Source organism: Micromonospora sp. DT53 (assembly GCF_049841535.1).
In the GTDB taxonomy this organism is placed as follows: Bacteria; Actinomycetota; Actinomycetes; order Mycobacteriales; family Micromonosporaceae; genus Micromonospora.
This window is the reverse complement of record NZ_JBNCKM010000002.1, coordinates 1-20,565: the sequence shown is the minus strand read 5'-3', so window position 1 is coordinate 20,565 and position 20,565 is coordinate 1. Positions and strand designations below refer to the sequence as shown.

The following is a 20,565-nucleotide window of genomic DNA, read 5'->3' as shown; positions in this document are numbered from 1 at the left end:
AGTCGGGTGGCACGATCGGGGCATGACGGAACTGGTCGGTCTCGACGACGTGCGGGCCGCACGGGAGTTGCTCGCTGGCGTCACCCGCACCACCCCGCTGGAGCCCTCCCGGCCGCTCACCGCGGCGCTGGGCGGGCCGACGTGGCTCAAGTGCGAGAACGTGCAGCGCGCCGGCTCGTACAAGGTGCGGGGCGCGTACGTGCGGATCTCCCGGTTGTCGGCGGCCGAGCGGGAGCGCGGTGTGGTCGCGGCGAGCGCGGGCAACCACGCGCAGGGGGTGGCCCTCGCGGCCGGTCTGGTCGGCACGCACGCCACCGTCTTCATGCCGGTCAACGCGCCGCTGCCGAAGGTGGCCGCCACCAAGGGGTACGGCGCTCAGGTCGAGCTGGCCGGCAACACCGTCGACGAGTCGCTGGTCGCCGCGCACACGTATGCCGAGCGCACCGGAGCGGTGCTGATCCACCCGTTCGACCACCCCGATGTGATCGCCGGGCAGGGCACGGTGGCACTGGAGATCCTCGAACAGTGCCCGGACGTTAAGACGATCATCACCGGGGTGGGTGGCGGCGGTCTGATCTCGGGCATGGCGGTGGCCGCGAAGGCGTTGCGGCCGGACGTCCGGATCATCGGCGTGCAGGCGGCCGGCGCGGCGGCGTTCCCGCCCTCACTGGTGGCCGGAGAACCGGTCCGGCTGCCCTTCTTCTCCACCATCGCCGACGGCATCGCTGTCGGCCGGCCGGGCGAGATCACCTTCAACCACGTTCGCAAGCTGGTCGACGAGATCGTCACGGTCTCCGAGGAGGACATCTCCCGGGCCCTGCTGATGCTGCTGGAGCGCGGCAAGCAGGTGGTCGAGCCGGCCGGAGCGGTAGGTGTCGCCGCGCTGCTGGCCGGCGTGGTCGAGGTGGAGACACCTGTGGTCGCGGTGCTCTCCGGCGGCAACATCGACCCGTTGCTGATGATGCGGGTCATCGAGCACGGGTTGGCCGCCGCGGGTCGCTACCTGCGGGTGACCATCCGCTGTTCGGACCGGCCGGGGCAGCTCGCGTCGCTGCTCAGCCAGATCGCCGAGCACCGGGCCAACGTGGTGGACGTGGAGCACCAGCGGGCCAACCCGCACCTCAGCCTCGGCGAGGTAGAGGTGGCGCTGTCGGTGGAGACCCGGGGCGTGGAGCACTCGGACACGCTGATCAGCGCCCTGCGGGCCAGCGGCTACCAGGTGGTCTTCGCGGCCGAGGCGTGACACCTGTGGGTGCCACGCCTCGGATGCGCGGTGTTCGACAGTGGGTGCCGGCGGTCGGTCAGCCCGGCCGGCAGCGGGTGGCGCGGCCGGCGACGGTCAGCCGGAGAACGGCTCGAAGCTGACCACTGTCACCTTGATGTCGGCGCCGCTGGGCGCCGTGTAGGTGCAGGTCTGCCCGGCACGCCCGCCCAGGATCGCCTTGCCCAGCGCGGACTCGGGGCTGTAGACGGTCAGGTCGGTCGTGGCCGCGATCTCGCGAGAACCGAGCAGGAAGGTCTCGGTGTCGTTGGTGTCGTCGTCGAAGTAGATCGTCACCACCATGCCCGGCGACACCGCGTCGGCGGTCGGCGCCTCGCCGACCTTCGCGGTGCGCAGCAGCTCCTGCAGGTAGCGGATGCGACCCTCGGCCTTGCCCTGCTCCTCGCGGGCGGCGTGGTAGCCGCCGTTCTCCCGCAGGTCGCCCTCCTCGCGCCGAGCGTTGATCTCGGCTGCGATCGCCGGACGGTTGGCGATGTGCTCGTCGAGCTCGGCCTGGAGGCGGTCGTACGCGTCCTGCGACAGCCAGGTGGCGGGCGCCTCGTTGCCAGTGGACACAGGCGTTCTCCTCAGTTGTGCGTGGCTGGCTGACAGGTGAACTACCAAGTTACCAGTGCGGTACGACACAGCGTGTCGGCCATCACCGCCGGTGTCCGGATCCCATACCCCGGGTAGGCACTCGGTCGGCACCGTTTCCGGTGCTGTTCGGGCAGCTCAGGACGGCTGTCGGCAGCGCAGCACCTCGCCGATGAACGGCCGGGCGGTGGTGGCCAGGCGGTGCCGGGTCGTGACGTGCCGATCCCCCGGATCGGCGGTCACGGTGACCTGATCGCGGGCCACCTCGGCGCCGGAACGGTCCCGGGCACGCAGCACGCAGACCGCTGATCCACCCGGCGGGACGGTCACCCGAAAGTCGACAAGCACCTGGTTGTCCGTGATGTCGGTGTAGGTGATCACCTGGGCGTCGTAGACCGGGTCGCCGTACTGGCGGTAGAGCCGGACCGAGATCACGGTCAGCGTCGCCACGAGTGCCAGCAGCACCAGCGCGGCCAGCAGCGTACGGCGGCGCTTTCCGCCGGCTGCCCGACGGCGGCCGTAGCGCCCGGCCGGGAACACCGGCGAGCCCGGTGAAATTGTGGCGTGCGTCTCGGTCACCGGCGGGTATCTCCTGGCGTTGTTGTCGGCGGCATCGGCAAGAATGGCAGAGTCCCATCCTCCCACCCGGTCCAGCGGCAGGAATGGCAGGTCATGCCCGGCGCTGGTGGCCGGTGACAGGGTGCGGTGAGGAAAGATCCCGGCAGGTCAGCCGGTCGAGCCCGGTCGGGTCCACCGTCCGGCACAGACGAGGAGCGCCGAAGTTGGCAGAGCAACTGCGTCTCATGGCCGTGCACGCGCACCCGGACGACGAGTCGAGCAAGGGCGCGGCGACGACGGCGAAGTATGTCGCTCAGGGGGTGGACGTCCTGGTCGTGACGTGCACGGGCGGCGAGCGCGGGAGCGTGCTCAACCCCAAGCTCGACCGGCCCGACGTGTGGGCCAATATCGGCGAGATCCGGCGTGCCGAGATGGACGCCGCGCGCGCGATCCTCGGCGTCGACCAGGCCTGGTTGGGCTTCGTCGACTCGGGTCTGCCCGAGGGCGACCCGCTGCCGCCGCTGCCCGAGGGCTGTTTCGCCCTTCAGGACGTCGAGGTCGCCGCGGGCCCGCTGGTGCGGCTGATGCGCGAGTTCCGTCCGCACGTCGTGACCACGTACGACGAAGAGGGTGGCTACCCGCACCCGGACCACATCATGTGCCACAAGGTGAGCGTGGCCGCGTTCGAGGCCGCCGGTGACCCGGAGCGCTACCCCGAGCTGGGCGCGCCCTGGCAGCCGCTGAAGCTCTACTACGACATCGGCTTCTCCAAGGGCAAGATCATGGCGCTGCACGAGGGCATGCTGGCCGCCGGGTTGGAGTCGCCCTACGAGGAGTGGCTCAAGCGGTGGGAGGATCGGCCCGACAAGGGCCCCCGGATCACCACCCGGGTCGAGTGCGCCGAATTCTTCCCGGTCCGCGACGACGCGCTGCGTGCCCACGCCACCCAGGTCGACCCGGACGGCTTCTGGTTCCACGTGCCGATGGAGCTCCAGCGAACCGCCTGGCCGACCGAGGATTACGAGCTGGCCCGCTCGATGGTCGACAGTCCGCTGCCCGAGTCCGACCTCTTCGCGGGAGTGCGGGAGACGGCGCACGCACGCTGATTCCCGGCGGGGCTACGCTGGTTACCAACCGCACATCGGAGGAACGCCATGCTGACCGCTGCCCAGGTGCTCGCGGAGAACAACTTCGGGGACACCCGCACGGGTGGTCTGGCCGGGCCGATGGGCCTCTTCCTCATCCTGCTGCTGGCCGCCGCGACGATCCTGCTGATCCGCAACATGAACGCTCGGCTGCGCCGTCTGCCGGACCGTTTCCCCCAGCAGTCCGGGTCGACCGACCCGACCAGGGCCGATGCGGCAGTCGTCGATCCGACAGACGGGACCGGAGGGCGTGATTCATCCACGCCCGCTCCCAACGGGCACCAGCAGCACCTGAACGGGTAGTCCGCGCATGAATCACGCCGAACCGGTTGGTCGCCCCCTGTTGCGGCCACCCGGTTTGGCTTAGCCTTCCGCCGGGGGGACCAAAAGTCTCCGAGCCGTGTGCGGGAGGGGGCGCCGATGACCAGCACAGCACCGGCCGCCCGCCGCGACGTCGGTCGGTCGGCTGACGGGGGAGGTCGATGACCTCCGGTCCGGCCGACGACCCGTTCGATCGGCTCGGGGTGCGTGGCACACCGGGCCGGCTGCTGGTGCTCACCGCCGCCGTCACGCTGACCGCCCTGGCCGCCGCCGCCGTCGGGTTGACCCTTCCGGTCCGGCTGCCGACCGACGACCCCCTCGGCGGTCCGGCCCGCTTCGGCATCGCCGTCGCCGTCCTGGCCCTCGCCCAGCTCGCCCGCCTGCGGTTCCGTTCGGCCGCGGGCATGGTCAGCATCACCTGGGGCGAAGCGGCCCTGATCGTCTGCCTCTACCTGACCCCAGCGGGCTGGCTGCCGTCCGCCACGCTGCTCGGCACCGGGCTGGCCTGGACGATGCTGTCACTGCACAACGACCGCCGGCCGGCCCTCGAGATCGTCCGGATCGCCGCGTCGTTGGCCGCCGCGTCGGCGCTGGCCGTCTCCGTGACGACCGCGCTCGGCCGGCCGCTGCTCTCTCCGCCCACCCCGATGCTGGCGCTGGCCGTGATCGCCGGTTCGGTGACGTACCTCCTGGTGACCGCCTGGCTGGGCGGGGTGACGCTGGGCCTGCGGCACGGGCTGCCGATCGGGCCACCGCTGCTCGCCGCGCTGCGCGGCAAGCTGCTGATGTTCGTCGGCAACGTGGCGGTCGGCCTCGTGGTCGTCGCCCTGCTGGAGCTCGACCCGCGCTGGCTGCTGTTGCTGCCGCCGCTGCTGTGGCTACTGCAGCAGACCTACCGTTACCGGCTGCGCTCCGATCAGGAGCGCCGCACCTGGCGTGCCTTCGCCGAGGCCACCGCGGCCCTCAACCAGCTCGACGAGCGGGGTGTGGCCAGCGCGGCGGTCACCGGGGCGCTGACGCTGTTCAACGCCGAACTGGTCGACGTCGACGTGGCTCGGCCCGACGGGCGGTGGCACCGCTACCGGGGCGACGCCGGCGGTCAGCTGGTCGACCGGGAGACCGGCGCACCGGACCAGTCGGAATCGGACGAGCACGAGTTGAGCCGGGCACTGTCGGTCGGCGCCGCGCCGGTCGGTCGGTTGCGGGTGCGATTCCCCCGCTCGGCCCCTCCCTCGGCCCGGGAGCGCGACGCGGTGGCCGCGTTCGGCGACGCGCTCGCCGCCGCACTGCACGACGCCGCGACCCACCACGAGCTGCGGCTGGTGACCGCCCGTTCGTCGTACGAGGCGGTGCACGACCCGCTCACCGGGCTCGTCAACCGGGCGGCGATGCTGAGCAAGGGCGACCAGTCGCTGCGACAGCTCAGCCACGATCACCCGGTGGCGCTGCTGCTGCTGGACATCAACCAGTTCAAGGAAGTCAACGACACCCTCGGCCACGCGGCGGGTGACCAGCTGCTGCGGCTGACCGCGAACCGACTCAACGCCCTGGTCCGCGCCGGCGACCTGCTCGGCCGACTCGGTGGCGACGAGTTCGCCCTGCTGCTCACGGCGGTGCCGGTGCTCGGCGACCGGGCCGCCCCGATGGCCCACGCGTTGCGCCAGGCCCGTGAGATCGCCGAGCGGCTGGCCGCGCCGACCGAGGTGGCCGGCGTACGGATGTCCATCGAGGTCTCGGTCGGGGTGGTGGTGGCCGCCGCCGGCACCGCGGACCTGACCGAGCTGCTGCGTCGGGCCGACATCGCGATGTACCAGGCCAAGGAGGGCGGCGGCAACGTCGCCGCGTACGACAGCGCCCGCGACGCGGCCAGCACCGACCAGCTCGCCCTGCTGGCCGAGCTGCGTGAGGCGTTGACTGTCGACGATCAGCTGGTGTTGGCGCTGCAGCCGGCTGTCGACCTGGCCACGGGTGCGCCCACCGGGGTGGAGGCGCTGATCCGTTGGCAGCACCCCCGGCGTGGGTGGCTGAACCCGGCCGACTTCATCCGGCCGGTGGAGAACAGCGAGCAACTCGGCACCTTCACCCGCTACGTGCTGAACAAGGCGCTCGGCGTGGCCGCCGGCTGGGCCCGCGAGGGGTTGGACGTCCCGATCTCGGTTAACCTCTCGGCGCGCAGCCTGCTCGACCCCCGACTGCCGGTGGAGATCGCCGACGCGTTGCGCCGTCACCAGGTGCCGCCGCACCGGCTCGTTCTGGAGATCACCGAGACGGTGGTGATGAGCGAGCTGGAGGTCATCGACGAGGTGCTGGCGACGCTCCGGTCGATGGGTGTGCAACTCGCGGTCGACGACTTCGGCACCGGCTTCTCGTCGCTGACCTTCCTCACCCGGATCGCGGTGGACGAGCTGAAGGTGGACCGCTCCTTCGTCATCCGGATGACCGACTCGCCGGAGGCCGCCGCGATCGTCCGGACGACGGTGGGCCTCGCGCACGAGCTGGGGCTGCGGGTGGTCGCCGAAGGGGTGGAGACCGCCGAGCAGCGGATGGCCCTGGCCGAGCTGGGCTGCACCTCCGCGCAGGGCTACCACTTCTTCAAGCCGATGCCGGCGGACAAGATCGGCGCGGTGCTGGGGTCGCTGCGCGACTCGGCGGAGTCGAACGTGTTCCGGCTCCGCGCCGACGGCGCGTCCTGACCGTCCGGGTGGAGCCCGCGCGGTCCGCGCCGGGGCTGGCTATGGTCGTCAGGTGAACCGACTCGTCGACGCCACCAGCCCGTACCTGCTGCAGCACGCCGACAACCCGGTCGACTGGTGGCCCTGGTCGGACGAGGCGTTCGCCGAGGCGAAGCGGCGGGACGTTCCGGTGACCGTCGGTTGCGGCCATCGCTGACCTTGTCGGCATCTCGGAGCGCACCGTCCAGCGCGCCCTCGCCAGGCTCGTCCAGCTCGGCCGCGTCATCTGGCGGTCGGTCGCCGGCATCACCGCGCGGGTCTGCCGCCTCGTCCTCGGGGTGACGAGCCAGCCGGCGGGGGTGTCAAACAGCGGCAGCGGGGTGTCAAACTCGCCGGCCGGGGGTGACAGCCCGAGCGGGGCGGGACCCGGACAAACCGCCGCTGGATCGGCGGGTTGACTTTGACGTTACGTCAACTTCTAACCTGGACTGGCACGACGAGATCAGGGGTGGACGGCGATGGAATGGTCGATCCAGGACCTCGCCCGTTCGGCCGGGACGACCAGTCGGACCCTGCGCCACTACGGGCAGGTCGGACTGCTGGCTCCGAGTCGGATCGGCCGCAACGGTTACCGCTACTACGACCAGGAGTCCCTGGTACGGCTGCAGCGAATTCTGCTGCTGCGCGAACTGGGCCTCGCCCTGGCCGATATCGGCCAGGTGCTGGACGGTGAACGGGAGCCGACGGCCGCGCTCCGCACCCATCTGCGGCTCCTGTTGCGGGAGCGCGAGCGGATCGGGCGGCAGATCGAGTCGGTACGGACCACGCTGCGCAAGATGGAAGGAGGTGAACAACTCATGGCGGAGGAAGTGTTCGACGGCTTCGACCACACCCAGTACGAGCAGGAGGTGACGCAGCGGTGGGGCCGCGAGGCGTACCAGCGGGCTGACCAGTGGTGGCGCTCGCTCAGCGATGCCGACAAGAAGGCGTTCCAGCAACGTCAGCTCGACATTGCGGCCGACTTCGGTCGAGCGCACGACGCCGGCATCCCGGTCGAGAGCGACGAGGTGCAGGCGATCACCCAGCGCCTCTACGACTGGCTGTCGCTGACGACCGAGCCGGTGACGAAGGAGTATTTCGTCAACCTCGGCGAGATGTATGTCGCGGACCCGCGCTTCACGGCGAACTACGACGTGCACGGCGACGGCACGGCGATATTCATCCGGGACGCGATGAAGGTCTACGCCGAGCGGAAGCTCAGCGGCTGATCCGGGCGGGCGGGGCTGCAGACCCGCTCACCCGCGTACGGGGGGTTATGGTCGTCGGGTGAATCGACTGGCCAGCGCGACCAGCCCGTACCTGCTCCAGCACGCCGACAACCCGGTCGACTGGTGGCCCTGGTCGGACGAGGCGTTCGCCGAGGCGAAGCGGCGGGACGTTCCGGTGCTCATCTCGGTGGGTTACGCGGCCTGCCACTGGTGCCACGTGATGGCGCACGAGTCGTTCGAGAACGAGCAGGTCGGCGCCCTGATGAACGACAACTTCGTGTCGATCAAGGTGGATCGTGAGGAGCGTCCGGACGTGGACGCGGTCTACATGACCGCCACCCAGGCGATGACCGGCCAGGGCGGTTGGCCGATGACCGTCTTCGCCACCCCGGACGGCACCCCGTTCTTCTGCGGCACCTACTTCCCGCGACCCAACTTCGTCCAGTTGCTCCAGTCGGTCGCCACCGCCTGGCGGGAGCAGCGCGAGGCGGTGCTGGGCCAGGGCGCCGCGGTGGTCGAGGCGATCGGCGGCGCCCAGGCCGTGGGTGGCCCCAGCGCCCCGCTGGACGCCCCGCTGCTCGACGCGGCGGCCGCCAAGCTGGCCAGCGAGTACGACGCGACGAACGGCGGGTTCGGTGGCGCCCCGAAGTTTCCGCCGCACATGAACCTGCTCTTCCTGCTGCGTCACCACCAGCGCACCGGCGATCCGGCCAGCTTGGAGATCACCCGGCACACCGCCGAGGCGATGGCCCGGGGCGGCATCTACGACCAGCTCGCGGGCGGCTTCGCCAGGTACTCGGTGGACGCGCACTGGACGGTGCCGCACTTCGAGAAGATGCTCTACGACAACGCTCTACTGCTGCGGGTCTACACCCAGCTGTGGCGACTCACCGGTGACCCGTTGGCCCGCCGGGTGGCCCGGGACACCGCCCGGTTCCTCGCCGACGAGTTGCACCGGCCGGGCCAGGGGTTCGCGTCCGCACTGGACGCCGACACCGAGGGCGTCGAGGGGCTCACCTACGCCTGGACGCCCGCCCAACTCGTCGAGGCGTTGGGCGAGGAGGACGGCCGGTTCGCCGCCGACCTGTTCACGGTGACCGACGACGGCACCTTTGAACACGGCATGAGCGTGCTCAAGCTCGCCCGGGACGTGGACGATGCCGCGCCCGAGGTGCGCGCCCGCTGGCAGCAGGTGGTCGGACGGCTGCTTGCCGCGCGGGACACCCGCCCGCAGCCGGCCCTCGACGACAAGGTGGTGGCCGCCTGGAACGGCCTGGCGATCACCGCCATCGCCGAGTTCCAGCAGGTCGCCGCCGTTTACGCGTCCCCGCAGGACGACGATGCCAACCTGATGGACGGCGTCACCATCGTGGCCGACGGGGCGATGCGTCAGGCCGCCGAGCACCTGGCCACCGTGCACCTGGTCGACGGCCGGCTGCGCCGGGTCTCCCGGGACGGCAAGGTCGGCGAGCCGGCCGGTGTCCTGGAGGACTACGGCTGTGTGGCCGAGGCCTTCTGCGCGCTGCACCAGCTCACCGGCGAGGGCCGCTGGCTGACGCTGGCCGGCGAGCTGCTGGACACCGCCCTGGCGCACTTCGCCGCGCCCGGCGGCGCCTTCTACGACACCGCCGACGACGCGGAGCGGCTCGTCGCCCGGCCGGCCGACCCGACCGACAACGCCACCCCGTCCGGCCGGTCGGCGTTGATCGCCGGGCTGGTGGCGTACTCGGCGCTGACCGGCGAGACGCGCTACCGGGACGCCGCCGAAGCGGCCCTCGGCACGGTCGCGCCGATCGTCGGGAAGCACCCCCGCTTCACCGGCTACGCGGCCATGGTCGGCGAGGCGTTGCTCTCCGGGCCGTACGAGATCGCCGTGGTCACCGACGACCCGGCCGGCGACCCCCTGGTGGCCGCCGCGCACCGGCACGCCCCACCCGGAGCGGTTGTCGTCGCCGGGCGTCCGGACCAGCCGGGTGTGCCGCTGCTCGCCGATCGTCCGCTGGTCCAGGGTCGGTCCGCCGCGTACGTCTGTCGGGGTTTCGTCTGCCAGCGGCCGGTCACCTCGGTCGAGGACCTGGTCGCCGAGCTGGGCTGAACGCACGGACACGGCCGGTAGTCGCCCGCGACACCCGCCGGCTCGTCTCTGCAACGCTTCCGAGGCGGGGTCGCCAGCCCTCCGGGCGAGCACGGCGGCGGCCCGGATAGGCTGGCCGCGCTATGGATTCCCGTACCGGTCTGCCAGTTGTCGGCATGGTGGGTGGCGGCCAGTTGGCCCGCATGACCCACCAGGCCGCGATCGCCCTCGGCCAGTCACTGCGTGTGCTCGCGGCAGCCCCCGACGACGGCGCGGCGCTCGTCGCCGCCGACGTCCAGTACGGCGACCACACCGACCTGGCCGCCCTGCGCACCTTCGCCAAGGGCTGCGATGTCGTCACCTTCGACCACGAGCAGGTGCCCTCCGAGCACATTCGCACGCTGGCGGCGGAAGGGGTGCCCCTGTACCCGCCGGCGGACGCGCTGCTGCACGCCCAGGACAAGCAGGTCATGCGGGAACGCCTGACCGAGCTGGGTGCCCCCAACCCGGCCTGGTCGCCGGTCGGGGAGCCCGCTGACCTCGTCGGCTTCGGCGAGCAGGTCGGCTGGCCCGTGGTGCTCAAGGCGGCCCGGGGTGGGTACGACGGCCGGGGCGTCTGGATGGTCGACGACGCGGCACAGGCCACCGAGCTGGCGAGCACGCTGCTCGCTGGCGGCACCCGGCTGATTGTCGAGGAACGGGTGCCGCTGCGACGGGAGTTGGCCGTCCAGGTGGCCCGTTCGCCGTTCGGTCAGGTGGCCGCGTACCCGGTGGTCGAGACGGTGCAGCGCGACGGCATCAACGTGGAGGTGCTGGCCCCGGCGCCCGGCCTGGACGAGGAGTTGGCGGTCTCCGCCCAGCAGCTCGCCATCGATTTGGCCACCGCGCTCGGTGTGATCGGCCTGCTGGCCGTGGAGCTGTTCGAGGTGCGCGACGACGCCGGCCGGCCGGCGATCGTGGTCAACGAGCTGGCGATGCGCCCGCACAACTCCGGGCACTGGACCATCGAGGGTGCCCGGACGTCGCAGTTCGAGCAGCACCTGCGGGCCGTGCTGGACTACCCGATGGGTGACACCGCGCTGACCGCCCCGGTGGTGGTGTCGGCGAACGTGCTCGGCGGTGAGCCGGGCGGAATGTCGATCGACGAGCGGTTGCACCACCTCTTCGCGGCCGAGCCCGGCGCCAAGGTGCACCTGTACGGCAAGCAGGTGCGACCTGGCCGCAAGATCGGGCACGTCACGGTGCTCGGGGACGACCTGGACGACCTGCGGGCACGGGCCGCACGGGCCGCACGCTGGCTGCGCGAGGGCCACGAGTGAGCCACGGTTTCGGCAACGACGAGAGGGCCGCAGTGAGCACGGTTGGCTTGATCATGGGTAGCGACTCGGACTGGCCGACCATGCGGGCCGCCGCCGAGGTGTTGGACGACTTCGGCGTGGCCTACGAGGTGCGTGTGATCTCGGCACACCGGACTCCGGTCGCGATGATCGAGTACGGGCGCGACGCCGCCGACCGGGGCCTCAAAGTCATCATCGCGGGGGCTGGGGGTGCCGCAGCGCTGCCCGGCATGGTCGCCTCGGTGACGCCGCTGCCGGTGATCGGTGTGCCGGTGCCGCTGAAGCACCTCGACGGCATGGACTCGCTGCTGTCCATCGTGCAGATGCCGGCGGGGATCCCGGTCGCCACCGTGTCGATCGGCAACGCCCGCAACGCCGGCCTGCTCGCCGTGCGGATCCTCGGTGCCGGCGACGAGAACCTGCGCGCCAAGATGACGACCTACCAGCAGGGCCTGGAGAAGCTCGTAGCCGAAAAGGAAGCCGCCCTCCAGGCAACCCTGCACTAACCCCACCCCACCGCCCGCCCTCAACGGTGTCGATCATGGAGCTGTGGTGCCCGAAAGAGGGCGTATCTAGCCCTTTGTCCCCCACCACAACTCCATGATCGACGCGGGCGGGGCGGACGGGGCGGGCGGACCCGGCCCACTCACCGCACACACCCACCCACGCCATGGGGACCCTCCGATTCATCTCATGCCGCGGAGGGCGGTCTGTAGGCGTTCCTGGGCTCGGCGGCGGCGCTCGTTGCTCGCGCCGAGCACCAACAGCAGGATGCCCACCGGGATCAGCGCCAGCCACGGGCCGAGACTGAACAGGGCGTGGATCGCGGTGATCGCGGTGACCGACGCGCCGACGATCACCGGCGCCTGCTGGCGACTGGACGAGCCGAAGATCAGCACCGCGACCGCGCCGAGCAGCAGCAGCATCTGCCGCACCGTGCTGGATTCGGTGGCCACCACGATGGCCAGCGTCGGCACGAACGCCGCGACCAGCGCAGGCCCGTACGCCACCCAACTGCTCATGTCCGGTCGGTGACGCAGCTCCAGGACTCCGACGAGGAGGGCCAACGCGGCGAACGGCAGCGTGTACGCCTCGGGCAGCGCCACGTCAGCGACTCGCATCAGGATCCACCACGCGGTGATCTCACAGACCACCACCGCCCAGAACAGGATCCGGCGTTCCACCGGCCGGCGGCCGGGTCGGGTCGCCGCCACTCCGAGGACAGCGCCCCAGGCGGCCAGCAGGGCGGCGATGTGTCGGGGCGAGTCGAAGGCGAGGGCCAACGCGATAAGCGCGGCAGCGTACCCGGTCCATTCCACGGTGGAGGCTTCCCGCTGCGCCTCGGGGCGGCGCAGCCGGGGCAGGGTCGCGGCGAGCACCTGTAGGACCGCGCCGACGGCCAGCACCCCGAACGCGGACCAGACCGCGGCCAGCCCGGCGACCAGGCCGGCGGTGAGCACGAAGAGCTGCGCCATGAGTGAGGCGAAGAGCCAGCCGAGGATGCGCGCCCGCTGGGTGGTGCCGAACAGCGCCGCCACCGCACCCACCCCGACCGCGCTGCCGAGGGTGAACAGGGTCATCTGCCGGTCGGCCAGGCTGCCGGCGAGCCCGGCGCTGCCGCCGGCCAGACCGATGGCGAACACCAGGACCCGGGCCAGCCGCAGCGAGCGGGCCCGCTCGACCAGCGGCGGCGGTGGGGTCAGTGCGAGACCGAGCATCGCGATGGTGAAGACGGAGAGCGCGGCGACGGTGCTGGCGGGCCAGCCCTGACCCAGCGCGATGGGTGCGATCAGCAGCGTGACGGCTGCCCCGGGCAGCACCACCGGCACGGCCCGAGACCGCCGACCGCCGCTGAACCCGGTGGCGGCCAGCGCGGCGGTCGCGGTGAGCAACAGCGCCGTCAGCACGTGGGTCGGGTTGACCACGTCCGGCGGTGGGATGAGCAGCTCCGGTGGCGGGCCCTGCCAGATCCGGGTCAGTGTGCGGTGCGGCTCGACCAGGGCGGTGACCAGCGCGGGTGCGATCGAGGCGAGGGCCAGGGCTGTCGGAAGGGCTGCCGCGGCCAAGGCACCCGCGGCGGGGTTGACCCGCCAGCGTCGTCGCTCCGGGTCGTCCGGCAGCCGCCGGAGGGCGCCGTCGAGTCGTACCGACCAGCGCCGGACCGGTTGGGCGGCGCCGGTGGGCGGCACGGTGGCCGCGCGGATCAGCTCGGCCAGCACGCCGAGCAGGGCGGCGGCGGCCGCGTAGACGCCGGCGGCGAGGCCGGTGGGGATGGCGGCGAGGGCGCTGATAGTGGCCCCGCCGACCACCGCCACGCTCACCCAGGGCAGATATTGCGGCACCTGCCGGCGGACCGCGGCCACGGCGGCCAGGCCGAGACTGGTCGCGGCCAGCGCGGCGGTCAGCACCACCTGCGCCGAGTGTTCGAACTCGGCGGCCAGTGCCGCCACCGCACCGGGGAGGGCCAGCAGGGCGGCACCGATCGCCGCGCCACCGATCTGCGCCAGGTGTGGCGGCATCCCCTCGGTGTCGATGTCGGTGACCTGGGGGCCGGCGAGGACGCGGGCCAACGTGGCCACCACCACGCCGATCAGAGCGATGCTGCCCAGCGCCAGGGCCGTGGTCCACGGGCGGACCAGTCCGGCTCCCGCGGCGTGCAGCGCGACAACCCCGGCCACGGTGGCCCGGGACAGCCCGGCGCGCGCCTCCTCGGTGGCCACCGCGGCCATGCCGAACACGGTGGCGACCATTCCGCCGACCAGGACCGGTGACCACCAGGCCAGGTCGAATGCGGCCGGCCCGCCGATCGTGGCGAGCACCACCGCCACGCCGGACACGTCCCAACGCCAGGGCGGCGGGAGCAGGATGCCGGCGGCGAGGGCCAACAGCGCCAGCGCCACCGGCGCCTGCCAGGTGGCGCCGCCGACGGGGGCGGCCGGCCAGTCGATCAGGTCGCCCCTCCAGATCGGGCCAGGGGTGGCCAGTACGCCGACCCCACCGCGCACCGCCGACCAGCCGGCGAGTACGCCGATCAGGACACCGCCGACGGTGAGGCCGAGGATCGGCCCGCGTCGCCACTCCTCCGGCATGCTGCGGGCGCCCACGGCGACCACCAGGAGCAGGGCCGCGGCCACCGCCAGCTGCCCGCCCGGGGCGAGTACCGCACCGATCCGTACCAGCGTGGCGATCAGGGCGGTGGTGACCGCCGCGGCGGCCAGGTCCGAGCCGTCGAGGGTGAGGTCGGCGCGACGGCCGGCGTCGATCGAGGGGGCCAGGAAGAGCAGCACCGCCGCGACCAGCAGGAGCGCGCCGACCCAGGCGTCGGCGACTGTCGCGCCGGGCGCCCCGAACGCGGCGGCGGTGACCACCAGCGCGCCCAGCCCGGTACCGACCGACAGCGGCGCGGGGATGTGGCGCTGGGAGACCTGCACGACGGCGGCGTAGCCGAGGGTCACGCAGACGGCCAGGAAGCTGGCCGCCAGGATCGGGACGGTCACCTCGCGGAGGCTCGCCGGGGTGGGGGTCGGGTCGCTCGGCATGGTGGCGGCCACGAACGCGGCCACCGCCCCGGGCAACGCGAACGCGGCGCCACCGGCAGCCCAGGCGGTGACCGTGTCGGAGGCGGCCGAGGCGATCCGGACTCGGGGCGCCAGCGCGACGAGCGTGCCGGCCAGGAACAGGGTGATCAGGACTGCGGCCGTGAGGGCGGGACTGGACAGGCTGGCACCCGCGCCGAACAGGCCGACCACGGCCGCCCCGATGGCGTGCGCCACCGCGGCCCGGTCGGTGCGGGCGGAGAGCCCGATGACTCCGATGCCGATCGCGGTGACCACCATTGGCCAGGGTGCCGTCGCCCAGCCGAGGCCGAACGAGGCCGGGACGGCGAGCGCGGTAAGCGCCGCGCCGGCGACCGCGAACTCCCGGCGGATCTCGGTGGGCAGGGCCAGCACCGCCGCGATGGTGAGCAGGAATGCGGCACCCGCGAGTTGCCAGGTGGTCGGCCCGACCGCGGCGGCCAGCTCGCCCGGGTACCGGCTGAGGTCGGGGTCCCAGGCGGGCAGTGCCGCCCGGACCGGTGCCACCCCGGCGCGTAGCGCGCCGCCGGCGACCACCAGACCGCTGACGGTCAGCGCCACCGCGGAGGCGATCTGTGGGCCACGTCGGGCCGCCTCCGGGACCGCGCGTACCGCCAGCCCGGTCACCGTGATGACCGCCGCGATCAGCAGCAGCGCCTGGCCGGGGAGGGCCACCGAGGCGATTCGGCTGAGCGCGCCGATCACGGCCAGGGTGACGATGCCGGCCGCGACGTCGGGCAGCGGCGGGCGACGCAGCACCAACGCGCCGGCCAGCCCGATCATGGCGGCCAACAGCAGCACCACCCCGGCGCCCGTCGCGGTCGGCACGGTCTCCGCCCGCAGCAGGGCGGTGACCGCGTACGCCAGCGAGACGGCGACGGCCAGCGCGTGCAGCAACCAGGTCAGCTCACGCAGACCGGGCACCGGGCGGGTCGGCAGCGGGTCGGCGGAGCCCGCGCTGGCGTCGATCAGCTCGGCGGCCTCCTCCGGGTCGCCCTCCGGTCGGCTTTCGGCGTCGCGTCGGCGGGGCGCCGACGGCGTGCCCGGCGATGGCAGGTCCTGCCGGACGGGGCGTTCGACGGTCACGCCGGAGCGGGCCAGGCCGAGGTTGACGAGGGCGACCAAGGCCAGCACCAGCGCCCAGCCGCCCGGCCCGGTGATCTGGTCGTACGCCAGCAGCGGCAGCACCGGCTGCGCGGCGAGCACGGTGGCGAAGCGGGGCGCGCGCAGACCTGTCCAACCGGCGTACCCGAATGCGACGGCTGCGGTGACCGCGAAGATCACCCCGGCGAAGACCGTGGCGGAGCCGCCGCCGGCGCCGATCCGGTCCACCGCCCAGAGGGCGTTACCGGCGAGCGGCACCAGCAACAGGCCGACCGCGGCGATGGTCTCGGCGGTCGAGGTGAGCCCGCGTCGGGCCAGTGCCGGTGGGGCGAGCAGCATCAGCACGGTGGCCAGGAGCAGGATGCCCAGCCGGGCCAGCGCGTCCATCGAACTGGTGGCCACCGCGGCGAAGACCACCGCGGCCACGCCGAGCAGCAGCGCGCCCAGCCCGAGGGGGATGTTCTGCACCTCGCGGGAGGAGGCCTCCGGCGGGTGCTCCGGGTCGTCCACGTCCAACCAGGTGGCCTGGGGCGGGGGCGGCGGCGGATCCTCCGGGCCGGGTGGAGTGCCCTGGCGGGGCACCCGCGGCGGCGCCCCCATGGTGGCGGTCGGTGGCCGCCGGCCGGGGCGGCGGCGGAGCACCCGGCGGGGCCGGGTGGCCTGCTTGATCCGCTCCTCGCCGGCGTGGGCGAGGATGTCCCGCTGGAAGAGCGCGGCCTGCATCTTGGCGGCGATCTGCCGCTGCTCGCGCGCGATGGCGGCGTCGCGCGCCTTCATCTCCGCGATCGAACGCTCGATGTCGGCCAGGTGCTCGACCCACTGGGGTTGATCTGCCCCACAGTGCGGGCATCGGACGGCCGGCTTGATCTCCCGGCCGCACGAGGAGCATTGAAAGGTCGCCACGACACCCCTCCACCCGCACTGTGGACTCCCACTGTCGCAGCATGCCCAAAGCTGGCGCGGATTTCGACTCTTGTCGGCGGGTCCCGGAAAAACAACGACACCGGCCGGCCATCGAGATGCTCGATGACCGGCCGGTGGGCGTCGGTTACGTCAGGGGCGACCCATGCCCCGGTACTCCCAGCCCGCCTGGGTCCACAGTGCCGGGTCGAGGCAGTTGCGGCCGTCGACGACCTTGCGGCCCTTGACCAGCTCGCCGAGGGCGACCGGATCGGCGTTGCGGAAGTCGGCCCACTCGGTGAGGACGCAGACCAGGTCGGCGTCGTTGACCGCCTCGTTGATGCTGCTCTCGTAGGTCAGCTCGGGAACCGCGCGGCGGGCGTTCTCGGTGCCCTGCGGGTCGTACACGTGCACGTCGGCGCCGGCCTTCTGTAGCAGCGCGGCGACGGCGAGCGCCGGGGCGTCGCGGACGTCGTCGGTGTTGGGCTTGAAGGTGGCGCCGAGCACGGCGATCCGGGTGCCGGAGAAGTCCGGGCCGGCCGGGCCGGAGCGGCGGCCGAGCAGGTCCGCGGCGAGCTGGAGCACCCGGGTACGCCGGCGCAGGTTGATCAGGTCGACCTCGTGCAGGAAACGCAGCGCCTCGCCGGCGCCCAGTTCCTGGGCGCGGGCCTGGAAGGCCCGGATGTCCTTGGGCAGGCAGGCGCCGCCGAAGCCGAGGCCGGCCTGGAGGAACCGGTTGCCGATCCGCGGGTCGTAGCCGATCGCACGGGCCAGCTGGGTGACGTCGCCACCGGAGGCCTCGCAGACCTCGGCCATCGCGTTGATGAACGAGATCTTGGTGGCCAGGAAGGCGTTCGCGGCGACCTTGACCAGCTCGGCCGTGGAGAAGTCGGTGACCACCAGGGGCACCTCGCGGTCCTCCGTGGCGGCCAGGTCGAACACGCCCTTGTGCGCGGCGTAGAGCATGCCGTTGGCCCACTCGCTCTTGACGCCGACCACGATCCGGTTGGGCCGCAGGACGTCGTCGACGGCGAAGCCCTCCTGGAGGAACTCGGGGCTCCACGCCACCTCGACGTCCAGGTCGTGGGGGGTGTGCTTGCCGACGAGCTGCTCGACCCACTCGGCGGTGCCGACCGGCACGGTGGACTTGCCGACGATCAGCGCCTTGCGGGTCAGGTGCTGCGCGAGGCTGGTGACCGACGCCTCGACGTACGACAGGTCGGCGCCCATGCCGTCGGCCCGCTGAGGGGTGCCGACGCAGATGAAGTGCACGTCACCGAAGTCGGCGGTCTCGGCGATGTCGGTGCTGAACCGGAGCCGGCCGGCGGCGAGGTTGCGCCGGAGCAGCTCGTCCAGGCCGGGCTCGTGGATCGGCACCTGGCCCGCGTTCAGCATCGCGATCTTGTCGGCGTCGACGTCGAACCCGAGGACCTCGTACCCCAGCTCCGCGTAGCAGATGGCGTACGTCGCACCGAGGTAACCAGTCCCTAGGAACGTCACCCGCGGCCGGGGTGCGCCCGAGGGCGGGGTCACCGCGGCGATGACGGGGGTCGGCTGGATGGTGGGGTAGGGGATCGTCACGCCTGTCTTCTCCGCTCGCGCTGGCGTCGCGTCGTCGCGTCGCATTCTGCTGCGGCGCCTGGGCGGGGCACCGGAGGGTGGCTCACTGTCTCGGTCTTCATCATCGTCGAGCGCGTCAGGTGCACCATCTTGCCCATGCCTACGCGCCGGTAACATCACCTGAACTGCAGTCGCTAGTCTTCAGTCTGCGCGGTCGGCGGTCAGGAGTCGTCACAGACTGCGCATGATAGCGGGGAAGGGGAGGGTCGAGATGGCCGCAGGGGAGTCGTTCGACGTCTACCGGTTGCCTGAGGAGCACCAGGCTATCCGGGAAGCGGTGCGTGAGGTCTGCGCCGCGAAGGTGGCTCCGCATGCCGCGGAGGCCGACGAAACCGGGGAGTTCCCCAAGGCGTCCTACGAGGCGCTGCGGGCAGCCGACTTCCACGCCCCGCACATCCCCGAGGAGTACGGCGGCGCGGGCGCGGACGCGCTGGCCACCGCCATCGTGATCGAGGAGGTGGCCCGTGCCTGCGCGTCCTCCTCGCTGATCCCGGCGGTGAACAAACTCGGCACGATGCCACTGTTGTTGTCCGGTTCCGCCGACCTCAAGAGTCGGTACCTGACGCCGGTCGCGGCCGGTGACGCGATGTTCTCGTACTGCCTCTCCGAGCCGGAGGCGGGCAGCGACGCGGCGTCGATGACCACCAGGGCCGTACGTGACGGGGATCACTGGGTGCTCAACGGTGTGAAGCGGTGGATCACGAACGCTGGCGTGTCCGAGTTCTACACCGTATTTGCCGTTACCGACCCATCCGCCCGGTCTCGGGGCATCTCGGCCTTTGTTGTCGAGAAGTCCGATCCTGGGGTGAGCTTCGGCGCGCCGGAGAAGAAGCTCGGCATCAAGGGCTCGCCGACCCGCGAGGTCTACCTCGACAACGTGCGGATCCCCGCCGATCGCATGATCGGCGCGGAGGGCACCGGCTTCGCGACCGCGATGAAGACCCTGGACCACACCCGGGTCACCATCGCCGCGCAGGCCGTCGGGATCGCGCAGGGCGCGCTCGACTACGCGAAGGGGTACGTGGCCGAGCGTCGACAGTTCGGCAAGGCGGTCGCCGAGTTCCAGGGGATCCAGTTCATGCTCGCCGACATGGGCATGAAGCTGGAGGCGGCCCGGCAACTCACGTACGCGGCTGCCGGGAAGTCGGAGCGCGGCGACGCGGATCTCACCTACTTCGGCGCGGCGGCGAAGTGCTTCGCCTCGGACGCCGCCATGGAGATCACCACCGACGCGGTGCAACTGCTCGGTGGCTACGGCTACACGAGGGACTACCCCGTCGAGCGGATGATGCGGGACGCCAAGATCACCCAGATCTACGAGGGTACGAATCAGGTGCAGCGGATCGTCATGGCCCGGGAGTTGCTGAAGGGCTGATCCGGGGCTGTTTTAGCAGCTCAGGGCAGGCGCAAGCGGGTCGACCGGCACAATTCCTCCGGCGCCACGTAACGGCGTGATCCGGAAGCCCGGCCGGCGTCGAGAGTTCCCCTCGTCACTCAGGCGGAGTTACTTCATCCGGCTACGCTCGGTCACCCCCATCGCGGACGCATGCGCGCCCGGATCGCGGCAGATGAGGATGCCGAGGGTCGTACCGTTCCGCCATGCCGACCGCTCATGCCGCCGTTGCCAAGACGGAGCCCTGGGGGACCCGGGCTGAGGTGTCGAGCTCGGTTCGGTGGGCGTCGCTCACCGGCCGTCGAGTTGCTCGCGTACCAGAGCGGCGATGCGGGAGAGCGCGGCGCCGAGGTGGCGTTGCTGTGCAGCGCTGAGTGGGTCGAACACCAGTTGCCTGACCCGCTCGACGTGAGCTGGGGCGCTGTCCTCGACTTTGTGCAGTCCGGCGTCAGTCAGGGTCGCGAGGGTGTACCGGCCGTTGTTCGGGTCAGGGCACCGGGTGACCCACCCCTGCTGCTCGAAACGGACCATCAGCTTGGACAGCCGTGGCTGCGTGCTGTCGCACTGCGCGGCAAGGTCGCTGAGCCGCATCGTGTGCGTCTCGGTCATGGACAGCCGAGCCATCACGCTGTACTCGAAGTTCGAGATGCCCTCGTCCCGCTGCAGCTGGCGGTCTAGCAGCGTGGGCAGCGCGATGACCACGGTGCGCAGGTCCTGCCACAGCTTTTGCTGCTCGTCGTCGA

15 protein-coding genes and 1 pseudogene are annotated in these 20,565 nt (G+C 72.0%); 11 read left to right on the top strand and 5 right to left on the bottom strand.

Annotation, left to right across the window (positions count from 1 at the left end; translation table 11 throughout):
• Window positions 1-22: 22 nt before the first annotated feature.
• Entirely contained in the window at window positions 23-1,243 is a 1,221-nt protein-coding gene (gene ilvA, locus ACLQ3B_RS05930) for a threonine ammonia-lyase (protein WP_425778101.1), read from the top strand.
• A 96-nt stretch (window positions 1,244-1,339) separates the two neighbouring features.
• On the opposite strand, the gene greA is transcribed toward ilvA, so the two are convergent.
• Both greA and ACLQ3B_RS05920 read right to left on the bottom strand, forming a co-directional pair.
• Window positions 1,340-1,837 (bottom strand): transcription elongation factor GreA, encoded by a 498-nt coding sequence (greA, locus tag ACLQ3B_RS05925; protein ID WP_091394193.1) that lies wholly within the window; start codon window positions 1,835-1,837, stop codon window positions 1,340-1,342.
• 156 nt (window positions 1,838-1,993) lie between these two features.
• A complete protein-coding gene (locus ACLQ3B_RS05920; protein WP_425778099.1) occupies window positions 1,994-2,434 on the bottom strand; it encodes a DUF4307 domain-containing protein in 441 nt (146 codons plus the stop codon).
• A 203-nt stretch (window positions 2,435-2,637) separates the two neighbouring features.
• On the opposite strand from ACLQ3B_RS05920, the gene mca reads away from it, so the two are divergent.
• From mca to purE, 9 genes and pseudogenes are all read left to right on the top strand, one after another.
• The gene (gene mca, locus ACLQ3B_RS05915; protein WP_425778097.1) at window positions 2,638-3,519 is read left to right on the top strand and encodes a mycothiol conjugate amidase Mca; all 882 of its coding nucleotides are present in this window, start codon (window positions 2,638-2,640) and stop codon (window positions 3,517-3,519) included.
• Window positions 3,520-3,567: 48 nt separating this feature from the next.
• Window positions 3,568-3,861, top strand: coding sequence for a hypothetical protein (locus tag ACLQ3B_RS05910; RefSeq protein ID WP_425778095.1), 294 nt, complete (start codon window positions 3,568-3,570; stop codon window positions 3,859-3,861).
• A 179-nt stretch (window positions 3,862-4,040) separates the two neighbouring features.
• Window positions 4,041-6,572, top strand: coding sequence for a putative bifunctional diguanylate cyclase/phosphodiesterase (locus tag ACLQ3B_RS05905; protein ID WP_425778093.1), 2,532 nt, complete (start codon window positions 4,041-4,043; stop codon window positions 6,570-6,572).
• A 52-nt stretch (window positions 6,573-6,624) separates the two neighbouring features.
• A pseudogene (locus ACLQ3B_RS05900) lies at window positions 6,625-6,762 on the top strand (DUF255 domain-containing protein); the annotation flags it as partial.
• The gene (locus ACLQ3B_RS05895) at window positions 6,761-7,009 is read left to right on the top strand and encodes a hypothetical protein (protein ID WP_425779773.1); all 249 of its coding nucleotides are present in this window, start codon (window positions 6,761-6,763) and stop codon (window positions 7,007-7,009) included. The pseudogene ACLQ3B_RS05900 and the gene ACLQ3B_RS05895, both read left to right, overlap by 2 nt.
• A gap of 60 nt (window positions 7,010-7,069) precedes the next feature.
• The gene (locus tag ACLQ3B_RS05890; protein ID WP_425778091.1) at window positions 7,070-7,819 is read left to right on the top strand and encodes a MerR family transcriptional regulator; all 750 of its coding nucleotides are present in this window, start codon (window positions 7,070-7,072) and stop codon (window positions 7,817-7,819) included.
• Between the two features lie 58 nt (window positions 7,820-7,877).
• Entirely contained in the window at window positions 7,878-9,914 is a 2,037-nt protein-coding gene (locus ACLQ3B_RS05885) for a thioredoxin domain-containing protein (protein ID WP_425778089.1), read from the top strand.
• Between the two features lie 122 nt (window positions 9,915-10,036).
• Window positions 10,037-11,212 carry a 5-(carboxyamino)imidazole ribonucleotide synthase gene (locus tag ACLQ3B_RS05880; protein WP_425778087.1) on the top strand — a complete coding sequence of 392 codons (1,176 nt, stop codon included), beginning with the start codon at window positions 10,037-10,039 and terminating at the stop codon, window positions 11,210-11,212.
• A 32-nt stretch (window positions 11,213-11,244) separates the two neighbouring features.
• Entirely contained in the window at window positions 11,245-11,736 is a 492-nt protein-coding gene (gene purE / locus ACLQ3B_RS05875) for a 5-(carboxyamino)imidazole ribonucleotide mutase (RefSeq protein WP_425778085.1), read from the top strand.
• 180 nt (window positions 11,737-11,916) lie between these two features.
• Here purE and ACLQ3B_RS05870 read toward each other — a convergent pair whose 3' ends face one another.
• The gene (locus ACLQ3B_RS05870) at window positions 11,917-16,812 is read right to left on the bottom strand and encodes an SCO7613 C-terminal domain-containing membrane protein (RefSeq protein ID WP_425778083.1); all 4,896 of its coding nucleotides are present in this window, start codon (window positions 16,810-16,812) and stop codon (window positions 11,917-11,919) included.
• A gap of 150 nt (window positions 16,813-16,962) precedes the next feature.
• Complete coding sequence (locus tag ACLQ3B_RS05865; protein WP_425778081.1) at window positions 16,963-18,390, bottom strand: UDP-glucose dehydrogenase family protein; 1,428 nt, start codon at window positions 18,388-18,390, stop codon at window positions 16,963-16,965.
• 250 nt (window positions 18,391-18,640) lie between these two features.
• On the opposite strand from ACLQ3B_RS05865, the gene ACLQ3B_RS05860 reads away from it, so the two are divergent.
• Window positions 18,641-19,804 carry an acyl-CoA dehydrogenase family protein gene (locus ACLQ3B_RS05860; protein WP_425778080.1) on the top strand — a complete coding sequence of 388 codons (1,164 nt, stop codon included), beginning with the start codon at window positions 18,641-18,643 and terminating at the stop codon, window positions 19,802-19,804.
• 309 nt (window positions 19,805-20,113) lie between these two features.
• Here ACLQ3B_RS05860 and ACLQ3B_RS05855 read toward each other — a convergent pair.
• Window positions 20,114-20,565: MarR family winged helix-turn-helix transcriptional regulator (locus ACLQ3B_RS05855; RefSeq protein WP_425778078.1), on the bottom strand; the 452-nt coding region annotated here is incomplete at its 5' end.

What these genes read in the sequence shown, in the direction of transcription:
- ilvA (WP_425778101.1), top strand. Translation starts at nt 23, where the DNA reads ATGACGGAACTGGTCGGTCTCGACGACGTGCGGGCCGCACGGGAGTTG.
- ACLQ3B_RS05880 (WP_425778087.1), top strand. Translation starts at nt 10,037, where the DNA reads ATGGATTCCCGTACCGGTCTGCCAGTTGTCGGCATGGTGGGTGGCGGC.
- ACLQ3B_RS05860 (WP_425778080.1), top strand. Translation starts at nt 18,641, where the DNA reads ATGGCCGCAGGGGAGTCGTTCGACGTCTACCGGTTGCCTGAGGAGCAC.
- ACLQ3B_RS05890 (WP_425778091.1), top strand. Translation starts at nt 7,070, where the DNA reads ATGGAATGGTCGATCCAGGACCTCGCCCGTTCGGCCGGGACGACCAGT.
- ACLQ3B_RS05910 (WP_425778095.1), top strand. Translation starts at nt 3,568, where the DNA reads ATGCTGACCGCTGCCCAGGTGCTCGCGGAGAACAACTTCGGGGACACC.
- ACLQ3B_RS05905 (WP_425778093.1), top strand. Translation starts at nt 4,041, where the DNA reads ATGACCTCCGGTCCGGCCGACGACCCGTTCGATCGGCTCGGGGTGCGT.